The organism is Burkholderia sp. BCC0405, assembly GCF_902833075.1.
In the GTDB taxonomy this organism is placed as follows: Bacteria; Pseudomonadota; Gammaproteobacteria; order Burkholderiales; family Burkholderiaceae; genus Burkholderia.
The window spans coordinates 171,125-185,130 of the sequence record NZ_CADFEO010000012.1; the positions used below are offsets into that span (position 1 = coordinate 171,125).

10 protein-coding genes are annotated in these 14,006 nt (G+C 67.3%); all 10 read right to left on the bottom strand.

What is annotated here, in order from left to right; translation table 11 throughout:
* Positions 1 to 12: 12 nt before the first annotated feature.
* Positions 13 to 1,191 (bottom strand): acetate/propionate family kinase, encoded by a 1,179-nt coding sequence (locus HWX36_RS21260; RefSeq protein ID WP_175954416.1) that lies wholly within the window; start codon positions 1,189 to 1,191, stop codon positions 13 to 15.
* A gap of 4 nt (positions 1,192 to 1,195) precedes the next feature.
* Positions 1,196 to 2,134, bottom strand: coding sequence for a phosphate acetyltransferase (locus HWX36_RS21265; RefSeq protein WP_175954418.1), 939 nt, complete (start codon positions 2,132 to 2,134; stop codon positions 1,196 to 1,198).
* Between the two features lie 19 nt (positions 2,135 to 2,153).
* Positions 2,154 to 4,514: a DUF3141 domain-containing protein gene (locus HWX36_RS21270; RefSeq protein ID WP_175954419.1), complete on the bottom strand. Its 2,361-nt coding sequence runs from the start codon at positions 4,512 to 4,514 to the stop codon at positions 2,154 to 2,156.
* 61 nt (positions 4,515 to 4,575) lie between these two features.
* The gene (gene fabI, locus HWX36_RS21275; RefSeq protein WP_175954421.1) at positions 4,576 to 5,385 is read right to left on the bottom strand and encodes an enoyl-ACP reductase FabI; all 810 of its coding nucleotides are present in this window, start codon (positions 5,383 to 5,385) and stop codon (positions 4,576 to 4,578) included.
* A gap of 432 nt (positions 5,386 to 5,817) precedes the next feature.
* A complete protein-coding gene (locus HWX36_RS21280; protein ID WP_175954423.1) occupies positions 5,818 to 7,299 on the bottom strand; it encodes an efflux transporter outer membrane subunit in 1,482 nt (493 codons plus the stop codon).
* Positions 7,300 to 7,346: 47 nt separating this feature from the next.
* Positions 7,347 to 10,433: an efflux RND transporter permease subunit gene (locus tag HWX36_RS21285; RefSeq protein ID WP_175954425.1), complete on the bottom strand. Its 3,087-nt coding sequence runs from the start codon at positions 10,431 to 10,433 to the stop codon at positions 7,347 to 7,349.
* Positions 10,430 to 11,515 (bottom strand): efflux RND transporter periplasmic adaptor subunit, encoded by a 1,086-nt coding sequence (locus tag HWX36_RS21290; protein ID WP_175954427.1) that lies wholly within the window; start codon positions 11,513 to 11,515, stop codon positions 10,430 to 10,432. The genes HWX36_RS21285 and HWX36_RS21290 overlap by 4 nt, the downstream gene beginning before the upstream one ends.
* 178 nt (positions 11,516 to 11,693) lie before the next feature.
* The gene (locus HWX36_RS21295; protein WP_175954429.1) at positions 11,694 to 12,128 is read right to left on the bottom strand and encodes a DoxX family membrane protein; all 435 of its coding nucleotides are present in this window, start codon (positions 12,126 to 12,128) and stop codon (positions 11,694 to 11,696) included.
* Positions 12,125 to 13,315 (bottom strand): multidrug effflux MFS transporter, encoded by a 1,191-nt coding sequence (locus HWX36_RS21300; RefSeq protein ID WP_175954431.1) that lies wholly within the window; start codon positions 13,313 to 13,315, stop codon positions 12,125 to 12,127. Before HWX36_RS21300 ends, HWX36_RS21295 begins: the two co-directional genes overlap by 4 nt.
* A gap of 57 nt (positions 13,316 to 13,372) precedes the next feature.
* On the bottom strand, positions 13,373 to 13,999 hold the full coding sequence (locus HWX36_RS21305) for a thermostable hemolysin (protein WP_175954433.1): 627 nt from the start codon (positions 13,997 to 13,999) through the stop codon (positions 13,373 to 13,375).
* Positions 14,000 to 14,006: the final 7 nt, after the last annotated feature.

Below are 14,006 nucleotides of genomic sequence, written 5' to 3' on the forward strand. Positions count from 1 at the left end.
TTCGTCCGCCCGTCACCGGATCAGCCGGCGCGTATGCTGCGCGATCATCAGTTCTTCGTTGGTCGGAATCACCCACGCCGGTATGCGGCTCGACGCCGTCGTGACCCGCGGCCCGCCGGCATGGTTCGCGTCGACATCGATCTCGACGCCGAGCCAGGCCGCACGGCGCATCACCCCTTCGCGAATCGCCGCCGCGTGCTCGCCGATCCCCGCCGTGAAGACGATGGCGTCGATGCCTTCCATGGCGGCGGCAAGCGACCCGAGTTCGCGCGCGATGCGGTAGACGTACAGCTCGATCGCGAAGCGCGCATGCGGATCGTCGCTCGCGAGCAGGGTGCGCATGTCGCTCGATATGCCGGACACCCCGAGCAGGCCGGAGCGCCGATAAAGCAGATCCTCGACGGCGCGCACGTCCATCCCGAGTTCCTCCATCAGGAACAGCACGACGCCCGGGTCCACGTTGCCGCAACGCGTGCCCATCGGCAGTCCGTCGACCGCCGTGAACCCCATCGTGCTCGCGACGCTCTTGCCCGCCACGAGCGCACACATGCTCGCGCCGTTGCCGAGGTGGGCGACGACCGTGCGCCCGCGCGCCGCCTGGGGCGCGACGTCGGGCAGCACGCTCGCGATGTACTCGTACGAGAGCCCGTGGAAGCCGTAGCGGCGCACGCCCCGGCCGGTGATCGACTCCGGCAGCGCGAACGCCTGGGCCACCGCGGGCTGCGTGCAGTGGAACGCCGTGTCGAAGCAGGCCACCTGCTCGATACCGGGCCGCACCGATTCGAGGATGCGAATCGGCGTCAGGTTGTGCGGTTGATGCAACGGCGCGAGCGGGGTGAGCTTTTCCAGCTCGGCCACGATCTCGGGCGTGACGCGCACCGGGCCGCTGAAGCGTTGCCCGCCGTGCACGACGCGATGGCCCACCGCCGCGAGACGATGTCCTTCCCGATGCGCCTCCAGGAACGCGGCGATCTGCGCGAGCCCTTCGTGATGGCCGAACGTATCGCCGCCGCTCCATTGCTGCTCGTGACGTTCCGCGTGACGGTCGACGGCGCTGAAGCGCGCGGTGGCCGTATACAGGCCGTCGACCTCGCCGTGCACGATCAGCCCGAGCGTGTCGCCCTGCACGTCGAATGCAGAAAACTTGATGCTCGACGAGCCGGCGTTCAACACCAGAATCGCGTCTGCCATGGCGTCACCCCGCGCGCGCGGCGGCTTCACGCTGCGCGTTCGCGACGAGCATCGCGACCGCGCATGAAGCCAGCCGGGTGATCAACGAATCGGCGCGACTCGTCAGGATGATCGGCACGCGCGCGCCGAGCACGATCCCCGCCGCGTCCGCGCCCGCGAGGAACGACAGGCTCTTGGCGAGCATGTTGCCCGCTTCGAGGTCCGGCACCATCAGCACGTTCGCATGCCCGGCCACCGGCGAATCGATCTGCTTGATGCGCGCGGCCTCGGGGTCGATCGCGTTGTCGAGCGCCAGGGGGCCGTCGACGAGCGCGCCGGTAATCTGCCGCCGGTCCACCATCTTGCACAGCGCGGCGGCTTCGAGCGTCGACGGCACTTTCGGGTTGACCGTCTCCATCGCCGACAGGATCGCCACGAACACCTGCGGAAATGCCAGCGCATGCGCAAGATCGATCGCGTTCTGCAGGATGTCGACCTTTTCCTCGAGCGTCGGCGCGATGTTGATCGCCGCGTCGGTCACGATCAGCGGATCGGCGTGCGCGGGCACGTCCATGACGAAGCAATGGCTGATGCGCCGGCCGGTGCGCAACCCGGCATCGTGACGCACCACTTCGGCCATGAGCTCGTCGGTATGCAGGCTGCCCTTCATCAGCGCGGCCGCCCGCCCGTCGCGAACGAGCCGCACCGCCGCGGCCGCCGACGCCTCGCTGTACGGCGCATCGACGATCTCGTGATCGCCGATCGACAGCCCGCACTGCGCGGCGGTCGCTTCGATCCGTGCGCGCGGGCCGACCAGGATCGGTGCGATCAGCCGCTTGCGCGTCGCCTCCAGCGCCCCCTCGAGCGAGCTTCGATCGCACGGATGCACGACGGCCGTCGGCATCGGCGCCAGCGCCTGGCAGTGTTCGATCAGGCGGCGATACTTCTCGTGTCGGGTTTCCATTGCGATTCCTTGCTGTCCGTCACTGCACACGATCGAGGGCCGCGACCGGCAGCTTGGCCGGCCCCTTGGCCGGCCGCTTCGCGGGCGGCGCGCCCAGCACCGCGCGGATGCGTTGCAGGGCCGCCCACTGTTGCTCGCTCACCGCCGCGCTTTGCACGCGCGGATCGCCCAGCAGCTTGTCCAGCAACGTCAGCAGCCGCCGGCGATCCTCCGGCCGGGCAAGCAGGGCCGGCAGCGTGGCGACGGCTTGTTGCGATGCGTACGTCGCGATGATCTCCTGTTCGCCGTAGATGCGCCGCCACTGGTCGGGCGGCAGGTCCGGAAGGTATTCGGCGTAGGTTTCGGCGAGCTCGCGCTCGGTCGCAAGCTGCGCCAGCGGAAACGGCTCGCCGCTGCGCTCGAGCAAAAACGCTGCGCGCGCCACCGCTGCGGTGTAGCCGCCCCGCTCGATCGACGCGAGCGCCTCCTTCACGAACGGCAGGTCGCGGGGATCCTTCGCCACCGGCGCAGCAGCGTGACGGTCGCAATACTGCTCCGCGAAGTGCAGCATGAACGGCTGCGTGTACAGCGTGAAGAACAGCGCCTCGGTGCCCGCATCGCGGATCGCGCGGAAATAGTCGAGCGACGCGCTGATGACGTCCGAGCCGCGACGCTCGAGCCTGCGCCACGGCTCGATATCGTCGGCCGGCTGGCGGTTCGCCTTGACCGTGTCGGCGGCCGGCTTCAGCCAGCGCAGCCACGGATTCAGGTCCGAAAATGCCCAGCGCTGAACGCGCAGCGGATGAAAATCGCGCAACCGTTGTGCCATGGTCTCGTTCGATGCCTGCTGCACGAACGGCTGCATGAACAGTTCATACGCGCGCTGCGTGAATTCGGACAGCTCGGCGACGGCCTCGAAGACATGTTCGTCCTTGCGCCCGAAGCGGTTGAAGTGTTGCGCGATCTCTTCGAGACGGTGCTCGGCGAAGGTGACGTCGTACGCGACCTTTCCGTCGGCGCCTTTCACCTCTTCGATCGACATCGCATAGAGGCCCGGCGGCAGCGTTTCGACGGCATCCAGCACGCTGACGATCTGTGCGTGCTCCTTCTTCGCGACCTTGCCCGACACGAAAATGCCGAGATGCCCGACATCCTCCTCCATCAACCCGATGATGACCTGCCCGCGCGACTTGATCTCCTCCGTGCTGCCGTAGATGTCCGCGACCCAGTTGAACGCCTGCTGCGGCGGCGTGATGTTGTCGCCCATCGACGCGAACAGGATGATCGGCGAGCGGATCTCGCGCAGGTCGAACGCCTTGCCCGTCCCGTCCCGCACCTCGCCGGACCAGAGCTTGTTGCCGATGAACAGGTTGCGCGTGATCCATTCGATCTCCTCGCGGTTCATCAGGTAGTAGCCGCCCCACCAGCGCTCGAACTCGAGGAAGCGCGGCGGCTCGGTGTCGATGTTGTCGTACACGTGGTAATACTTGTCCCACAACGTATTCGCCGGGTTCAGGTTCTCGAAGTTCTGCACGAGATACGCGCCGTCGAACTTGCCGTGGCCGAGGTCCGACGAGAACGACGCGAGCCAGGTGCCGCCGAGCAGGCCGCCGGCATAGCGCATCGGATTGTCGCCGGGCCCCTCGCTCCACGCGCCGCTCCAGTACGACATCGGGGCGCCGTTGATGACGATCGGGCCCGTATCGTCGGCGGACGAACTCGCGAGCATCATCGCGGCCCAGCCGCCCTGGCAGTTGCCGACGATGGCCGGCTTGAGGCTGTCCGGATGCAGTTCCCGCACTTTCCGGACGAACGCCTGTTCCGCCGCGCACACGTCGAGCAGCGTCTGGCCGGGCTCGGGCTCCTGGAAGAACACGACGAAGTACACCGGATGCCCCGCGCGCAACGCAACGCCGACTTGCGAATCGTCCTTGAAGCCGCCGATTCCGGGGCCGTGCCCCGCGCGCGGATCGATGATCAGGTAGGGCCGCTTCGCGGCGTCGACGATCACGCCGTCCGGCGGCTGGATGTGAACGAGCGCGTAATTGACGGGCCGCCCGAACTGCCGGCCGTCGAGCACGACGTCGTAGTCGAAATGCAGCACCGGCTTGAGCCCCTGGGCCGCGCGCTCGACGTATTGCGTGCCGCGCTCGCGCAGCGTGTCCCAGAACAGCAGCGAGCGCTGCACGGCGTCGACCGCGTAATGCCATGCGCTCAGCGGCAAGAAAGGTGCGCCCAAAGGAGCGGCGCCCGGGTCGTGGCTGGGGCTGGCGCTGCCGTCGAGTGCTTCGCCCAACCGTTTCCCGTACTGTTCCAGCGCGTGCCGCGTGCGCTTTTGCAGGACGTGGACAATCTCCGCGGCGATCTCGTCACTGCGCGCCAGTTGCGTGGCAGCATCCATAACACTGTTCTCCAGAGGGGCAAGGTGAATCGCGACGCATGCCGGGAGCGGCCGTCTCGCGTCAGCCGAGCACGTGCATCCCGGCGTCGATGTAGTGAACGCCGCCGGTCATCGCGCGCGCGGCATCGCTGGCGAGAAAGGTGCACAACGCGCCGACGTCGTCGATGTCGAGCGCCCGGCGCAATGGCGCGCGTCGTGCGGTGTCGTCGAGCAGGTGGTCGAAGTTCGGTAGCCCGGAGGCCGCGCGCGTGGGCAATGCCCCGGGCGAAACGGCGTTCACCCGAATGCCTGCCGATCCCAGTTCGACGGCCAGGTAGCGAACGGAGGCCTCCAGCGCCGCCTTGACCGGCCCCATCACGCCGTACTCGTCGATGACCCGGTCGGCGCCGATGTAGGTCATCGCCATCAGGCTGCCGCCGGAGGTCATCAACGGCTCGGCAAGCTTGGCCATCCTGATGAACGAGTGGCAGGAGGTATCCATCGCGAGTGCGAACCCTTCCGGCGAACTGTCGACCACCCGCCCGTGCAGATCGGCCTTCGGTGCATAGGCAACGGCATGCAGCAGAAAGTCGAGGCCGCCCCACTGCTCGCCGATCGCGTCGAACGCCTCGCGCATCTGGTCGGTCCGGCTCACGTCGAGCGGCAACGCAATCGCCGGCTTCAGCTGTTCCAGCAGCGGCTCGACGTACGGCCACGCGCGGTCGGATTGCCAGGTCACGGCCAGCTCGGCGCCCGCTGCGTGAAATGCACGCGCGCATCCCCAGGCGATGCTCTGCTCGTTCGCCAGGCCGACGACGATTCCCCTTTTGCCTTCAAGGGGCTGCAAGCCATTGTAAGACACGCGCGACTCGCGCACGTCGTGATTCGTCATCGCGAAACCTCGGGTCGAATTTTTTCACCGGACGAAACTGCGTCAAGGCCGGTTGGCCTTTATGCGGAGAATCATTGTATTGAGGGTTTCAAACCATCTGATCAATCACGCGACATGTTTTTGATTTTTATCAAAATCTCTTTTGAATCAGATAATTACGTTGAAATGTTTCGATCCATAAGTGCGCGTTTCATCGATATGTCATTCAATCGTGTGTGCAAGCGCGTGTTGCTTCTGCAGGCAGCAATCCAGTCATCGCCGTTCTCGCCATAAAAAAGAAACGAACGCGAGCGGCATGACTGCGCCGCCCCGCGTTCGTCGATTTCATGACCGGTTGGCTGCCCAACGCACGATCTGTCGCTTCGTCACACGGCACCGACCGGGCCATCCTTCGGCCGGTTGCGTGCGGGCCGCGCACCGGGACATCCCCACCTATCTGAATGCGATCGGCTGATCTGCCGGACGCGGCGTCTCGCCGCTACGCTGGATCCACCCGCCCCCCAGCGCACGGTACAGGTCGACCAGGTTGGTCCAGCGCGCCAGACGCGCATTGATCAGCGACTGCTGCGCGTTGTACAGGTCGGTTTGTGCGGTCAACACCGACAGATAGCTGTCGGCGCCGCTCTTGTAGCGCAGGTCCGACAGGTCGAAGCGGCGTTGCTGCGCGTGCGCGTTGCGCTCCAGCGCCGCGATCTGCTGATCGTACGTGCCGCGTGCGGCCAGCCCGTCAGCCACGTCGCGGAACGCCGCCTGGATCGTCTTCTCGTAGTTCGCGATCTCGATGCGCTTCTGCACGTGCGCGAGATCGAGGTTCGCGATGTTCGAGCCGCCCTCGAAGATCGGCAGCGCGACGGTCGGCGCGAACGACCAGGCCGCCGTGCCGGCCTTGAACAGGCCGCCCAACGTCGGGCTTGCCGTGCCGAACGCGGCCGTCAGCGAGATCCTCGGGAAGAACGCCGCGCGCGCCGCCCCGATGTTCGCGTTCGCGGCCAGCAGCGCCTGCTCGGCCTGCATCACGTCCGGGCGACGCGTCAGCAGATCCGACGGCAAACCGGCCGGCACGTCCGGGAGCAGGTTCTGCGCGTCGAGCGGCAGGCCCGGCGGCAGATCGTCCGGCAGCGGCTCGCCGATCAGCAGCACCAGATAGTTCAGCGCCTGCGCACGCGCACGCGCCTGCTCCTGCTGGTTCGCGAGCGCCGTCTCGACCACCGTCTGCGCCTGGCGCAAATCGAGTTCGGTGCCCGTGCCGTTGTCGAACTGCAGCTTCGTCAGGTCGTACGATGCCCGCGCGGTCTTCAGCGTGTTCTCCGTAACCTTCAGCAGATCGTCGGTCGACAGCAGCGTCAGGTATTGATCGGCCACCTGCGCCACCAGCGAGATTTCCGACGCCTGCCGTGCGTAGGCGGTCGACAGATACTGCGCGAGCGCCTGGTCCTTCAGGCTCTGCACGCGGCCGAACAGGTCGAGCTCCCACGACGCGGCAAGCCCGACGTTGTAGGCCCGGGTGATCGTGGCCTGCTCCGTCGGAGAAACACCCTGCGGATAGCGCTGGATGTTTCCCGTCCCCATGCCGTCAAGCGTCGGGAACAGCCCCGCGCGCGTGATCTGGTACTGCGCACGCGCCGCCTCGACGTTCAGCACCGACACGCGCAGGTCGCGGTTGTTCTTCAGCGCGATCTCGATCAGCCGCTGCAGGCGCGGATCGGCGAAGAATTCGCGCCAGCCGATGGCGGTCGCCGCCTGGCCGTTCGCGCTGCGTGCACCCGCCGCGGCGCCCGGCTGCGTCGCATAGACGCCGCCGGACGGGAACGCCTGCGCGACGGGTGCGTCGGGCCGCGTGTAGTGCGGCGCCATCGTGCAGCCCGCAGCGAAGAGCGCGGCCGCCGCCACAGCCGCGATGCGAATTCGACTCATGTTGCTCCCGTGGCGCACCGCCGCGGCACGCGTTTCAGATTGCACGTTCATACGGCCTCCAGCACGCGAGCGCGCTCGCTGGTCGCCGCCTCGCGATGGCGCTTCGCGATCAGCGTGTACACGGTCGGCAGCACGAACAGCGTGAACAGCGTCCCGACCAGCATGCCGGTGGAGACCGTGATCCCGATCGCGAAGCGGCTGGCCGCCCCCGCGCCGCGCGCGAAAATCAGCGGCACGAGCCCGGCGACCATCGCGGCCGTCGTCATCAGGATCGGCCGCAGCCGTACCGCGGCCGCGTGCTCGATCGCCGCGCGCCGGTCGAGGTGCTGCGTGCGTTGCAGTTCGTTCGCGAAGCTCACCATCAGGATCCCGTGCTTCGAAATCAGGCCGATCAGCGTGACGAGCCCGATCTGGGTATAGATGTTCAGCGTCGCGAAGCCGAGGTACAGCGGCACCAGCGCGCCGCACACCGACAGCGGCACCGACACGAGGATCACCAGCGGATCGCGCAGGCTCTCGAACTGCGCGGCGAGCACCAGGAAGATGACGACGAGCGCGAACACGAACGTGACGGTCAGCCGATTGCCCTCCTGCACGTATTGCCGCGATTCGCCGAGCCAGTCGATGTCGTAGCCGGCCGGCAGCGGCTGCTTCTGCAGGAACTCGACCGCTTGCCCCATCGTCACGCCGGGCGCAGCCACCGCCGACAGCGTCGCCGAGTTCAACTGGTTGAACTGCGTGAGGGCGTTCGCCTGGCTGCCGTTCGACACGCGCACGACGGTCGAAAGCGCCACCATCTTGCCGCCGCGCGTTTTCACGTAGTAGCGATTCAGCATCTCCGACGACAGGCGCTCCGCGCGTGCGACCTGCGGAATCACGTCGTACGAGCGGCCGTTGTGGTCGAAGCGGTTCACGTAGTTCTCGCCCACGAGCACGGCGAGCGTATCGGCGATGTCCTTCATCGTCACGCCGAGCGCATTCGCCTGGTTGCGGTCGATCGTCACGCCGACCGCGCGGCTGTCGAATGTCAGATCGCTGTCGACCACCGCGAACAGTCCACTCTTCGAGGCGGCGGCCTTCAGTTTGTCCATCGTCGCGAAAATGTCCTTGAAGTCGGCGGGCGCGCGCAGCACCATCTGGATCGGCAGGCCGCCGCTCGACGCGGGCAGCGACGGCAGCAGGAACGTGAACACCTGGTCGCCGGCGATCGCGTTCGCGCGCGCCTGCACGAGCGCCTGCAGGTCGGCCGCACCGCGTGTGCGCTTCGACCAGTCGACGAGGTTCACGCCGGCAAAGCCGAGATTGGCCCCGCCGACACCGTTCAGCACGAAGCTCGTGTCCGCTTCGGGCAGCGAGCGGAACACCTTCTCGATCTGCGGCGCGTAGCGTTCGAGGTAGTCGAGGTTCGCATACTGCGGCGCCTTCACCTGCAGCATGATCGAGCCCTGGTCCTCCTGCGGCGCCAGTTCCCGCTTCACGCCGCTGAACAGCACGCCGATGCCCAGCAGCACGCCCGCGCCGAACACCAGCACCGCCGGCCGCGCGGCGAGGCTCGCGTGCAGCAGGCGCCGGTAGCCGTGCGTGACGCGCGACAGCGTGTGTTCGATCGCCCGCGCGACGCGGCCCTCCGACATCCGGCTGTCGAGCAGCAGCGAGCTCAGCATCGGCGAAAGCGTCAACGCGATCACCGCGGACACACACACCGCCCCTGCGAGCGTGAAAGCGAATTCGCGGAACAACGAGCCGGTGAGCCCGCCCATCAGCCCGATCGGCGCATACACCGCAACGAGCGTGATGGTCATCACGATCACCGGCGACGCGATCTCGCGCGCGCCGAGCAACGCCGCGCGCGCCGGCGGCTCGCCCGATTCGATGTGCCGGTGAATGTTCTCGACGACGACGATCGCGTCGTCGACGACCAGCCCGATCGCCAGCACCATCGCGAGCAGCGTGAGCAGGTTCAGCGAGAAGCCCGCGGCCAGCATCAGCGCGGCGGAGCCGACGAGGGCGAGCGGAATCGTCACGACCGGGATCACGACCGCGCGGAACGAGCCGAGGAACAGGAAGATCACGACCACGACGATCGCGATCGCCTCGATGATCGTTTCGCGCACTTCGTCGATCGACGCGTTGACGAAGCGCGCGACGTCGAACACATCGCCGATCCTGATGCTGGCCGGCTTGCTGCGCTCCATCGTCGGCAGCAGTGCCTGCACGCCGCGCACGATATCGAGCGGGTTACCCGACGGCGTCGCGTTGATCGCGATGTTGACGGCGCGGTGCCCGTTCATCAGCGCGCTCGCGTTGTATTGCTGGCCGCCCAGCTCGATCGTCGCGACGTCGCGCAACCGCACGAAACTGCCGCTCGCCTCCGATTTCACGACGAGGTTGCCGAACGCGCCGACGTCGGTCAGGTCGGTGTTCGCGGAAATGTCGGCAACGGTCAGCGCGCCCTTCAACTGGCCCGGTGCGGCCTGCACGTTGTTCGCCTTCAGCGCGGCCGCGACATCGGCGGCCGACAGCCCGTGCGCGGCGAGCCGCGACGCGTCGAGCCAGACCCGCATCGCGAGGTTCTGCCCGCCGACGATTTCAGCCGACGCGACGCCCGGCACCGTGGTGACCAGCGGCTGCGCCACCCGCACCACGTAATCGGTGATCTCGGGGATCGACAACGTGTCGCTCGAGAAGCCCAGGTACATGACGGCCGTGGGCGCATCGGTCAGCTTGGTGATCACCGAGTCGTACGCGCCCTCGGGCATCTTGTACTTGACCTCCTGCACCTTCGCCATGATTTCCGTCATCGCGCGGTCGGCGTTCGCATTCAGGCGCAGCCGCGCCTTCACGACGCTCTTGCCCTGCGTCGACGTGGAGGTCAGATACTCGATGCCGTCCGCCGTCGCGATCGACTGTGCGATCGGCGTCGTCACGAAACCCTGCATCAACGCCTGCGACGCACCGGGATAGGCCGTCTCGACGCTGATCGTCGCGCTCTCCAGCATCGGATACTGGCGCACCGGCAGCGCGCCGAGCGAGCGCACGCCCACCAGCAGGATCAGCAGGCTGCAGACGAGCGCCAGCACCGGCCGCCGCACGAAGATGTCGGTGAAGCGCGCGCCTTGCGTGGTCTGGCTCATCGCACCGTCTCCCGTTGCGTGGACGCATCGGCCAGCGCCTGCACCTTCGCGCCCGGCGCGACGCGCAACTGCCCGGTCGTCACGACCACGTCGCCGGCGCGCAGCCCGTCGTCGATGACGATGCGGCCCCGCTCGCGTGCGCCGGCCCGCACCTGGCGCACGCGCGCCACGCCGACGCCGTGCGCGTCGCGCTGTTCGACCACCACCACGGTGTCGCCCGCCTGCGAGGTCTGCACCGCGGTATCCGGCACGCTGATCACCGCGTCGCGGCCCGGCAGCGCCAGATGCGCGTCGATATACATCCCCGGGCGCAGCAACTGGCCGGTATTGGCCACCGTGGCCTGCACGGTGATGTTGCGGGTCTCGTCGCCGACCTGCGGCTCGATCGCGGTCACGCGCCCTTCGAACGTGCGGCCCGGATACGCATCTGTCGTCACGCGCACGGTCTGGCCGAGCGCCACGCGGCTCAACGCTTTCTGCGGCACCGTGAAGTTCGCGTGCAACACGTCGAGATCCGTGAGCGTCGCGATCGCGTCGCCCGGGTTCAGGTACTGCCCGAGGTTCACGCGGCGCAAGCCGATCACGCCGGAGAACGGCGCGCGGATCGACTTCTGCGTGATGACCGCCTGGGTCTCGCGGATATCGGCGCGCGCGGCGTCAAGCTCGTAGCGGCGTGCGTCGAATGTCGCCTTCGGCTCGGCCCCGTTCGGCACGAGCTGCTCGGCGCGTGCGAACTGCCGGCGCGTATAGTCGGCCTTCGCCTGCAGCCCGGCGAGCTTCGCCTGCTCGGGAGCATCGTAGAGCTGCACGAGCGGTTGCCCGGCACTCACGCGCGACCCCGCGACGAACTGGATGCCGACGATGCGGCCCGCGACTTCCGGCGCGATGGTCACCTGCCGCACCGCTTCGAGCGAACCGACCGCGTCGAGCGTCGGCGCCGTCGCCTGCGGATTCACGACGATGGTTTCGACCGGCAACGGCGCCAGCGGCGACGCAGGCCGATCGGCGGCCGACACACGTTCCGTGCGCCACAGGAACAACGCGCCGAACAGGACGATCAACGCGCCCGCGGTAAAAAACATTGAGCGTCTCACCGATATCTCCCCAATCAATCAGTCATGACATCAGTGTGTGGGGAGCGGCCTGCCCCGGATGTCAATTTTTTGAATCCCCGTTTAAATATTTCGCATGCCTGACACGAAAAAAAACCGCATGCCCCGAACGAACGGGACATGCGGTGAAAAGACACCCGCCACGAGGTCAGATCGTCGTGGCCGGCGATCGCGACGCATGAAGGGTCCATGCGCGCGCATACGGGTGTGACATCGCCAACAGGACGGCGCCGAACAGCAGCAACGGATTGGTACTGACCGCCCCGCACATGAGGAACAGCACCGACATCGCGGCGGCGCCGGCAACGCCCCACGCGGTTGCGATGCCGAGCAGGATCGATAGCCCTGCCGCCAGTTCGAGCCAGGGCACGGCCAGGTTGACCGCGACGACGTGCGGCAGCGCGACGTGTCCGATCGCGCTGGCCAGCGCGAGCCGCACGGCTTCGGGCGCCGCCGTGGATCGCGAGACGGCGGCCGTCAGGAACGGCCCCGCATCGAAGTGCCCGAAGAGCTTCGTCAAGCCGGCCCAGATCCAGAACGCGCCGAGTACGAGCCGCAGCACGAGTGCGACGGCGGTCTTCATCGCGCCACCTGCGGATGCAGGCGATGCAGCTGCCGGAAACCGATCAAGGTCACGCCCAGCAAACACGCGAACATGACGGCAATCGCCGCATTCGTCTCCATGGGCAGCGCGCTGACGACCCCCGACACGATGGAGCCGAGCGCAAGCATCAGGCACCCCTGCAGGCTCGCGGCGGCGCCCGCGCGGCCCGGGAACAGGGCCATCGAGCGCGCCATCGCGTTGGAGAAGATGAAGCCCTGCGCAAACGCAATCAGCATGATCCCGCCGAGTGCGGTCACCAGGATCAGCTCGCCGCCGCTCGACGCCACGCAGGCCACCCCGAGCGCAAAGGTCACGATGCCGCCGCGCATCAGCTGCTCGCCGCTGTAGCGCCGGATCAGGCTCCGGTTCAGCGTCGTGCCGCACAGGTAGCACAGCCCGACGCCGAGCGCGGTCGAACCGAAATACGACGCCGAATGCCCGAGGCGGAACTGCACGATGTACGGCCCGATCACGTTCCACATCAGGAATGCCGAGAAGCTCATCCCGAGCATCGCGACCGCCGACTGGAACTGGGAATCGGACAGGATCTCGCGATAACCCGCGATGGTTTGCCGCGGCGTGCGCCGCAACTCCGGTCGCAGCGTCTCGCGCAGGCCCGCGAACGCGAACGACAGCACGACGAGCCCGTAGCCGCAGTAGACGACGAAGTTCCAGCGCCAGCCGGCCCACTCCTGCACGTGTCCGCCGATATACGGCGCGATCACGGGGCCGAGCCCGAACGCCAGGCTGAGATAGACGATCGCCACGCGGAAGCGGTCGCCCTTCAGCCGGTCGACCAGCACGGCGCGCGCGACGACCTGGCACGACCCGATCGCGAAGCCCTGGATCGCGCGTGCCGCCATCAGCACCTCGAACGACGGCGCGGCCACCGCGAGCGCGCTGCCGGCGATGAACAGCGCGAGGCCGAACAGCACCGACGGGCGCCGGCCCAACCAGTCGGCCAGCATGCCGAACGCGAGCTGGCCGATCGCATAGAACACGAGCGTGATCGTGATCGTGTTCTGCATCATGCTCGGCATGACGTTGAGTTCTCGACCGATGGCCGGGATGCTCGGCGCGTAGAGGTCGATCGCGATCCCGCCGACGCTGTTGATCAGCGGCGCCAGGAACACGAGAAAGTTTTCGTATCTTTTTGAGTCGGACATGGGGACGTTCCTGAAATGACGGGACAGGCCGACGCGAATGCGTGCGGCCCGTCGGGATCAGTGACCGTTTGCGGTGAATTCAACCTGCCTCGGCGGCATGCGGGCCGACGGCGGATCGTCGAACGGACTCCACTTCGGCAAGCCGTTGCGCCAGGCCATATCGCCGATCTTCACCATGATGACGCGCGGCGAGTTGTCGTAGTACGTACCCCAGTCGACATGCCTGTCGCGTACCCGGCTCACGCAGGCGCGGCCGAGATCGTCATAGGTGATTTGCAGCGACTGCACGATGTGACGCACCCGCTCCGTCGCCGTCATCAGCACGTACCGGTAGTGATGCTGGGCCAGCGTGCGGAACACGTTCGCGATCAGGTAGCGCCCGGCGCCCTTCGAGCCGAACGACGAAAACTGCCCGAGCTCGACCAGCTCCGCACGCGACAGCCCGTAAAGGCTCGTCAGCGATTCGTCGAGGTAGTGCTCGGAGAACAGCGGGGCGCTGTCGCCCCAGCTGAGCCCCAGGCACGCGTAGCCGGGCAACGTCATCGCGCGATCGGTCAGGCACCAGAACTGGTCCGGGCGAGGCTCCGGACGCGCGCCGTGCGCCTGGTAGTAATGCTGCGAGACCGCGAGCTGAATCTCGCGATAGGCGCTCTGGCCCGGATGAAAGCTTCGTACGATGTGCACGGTCGGC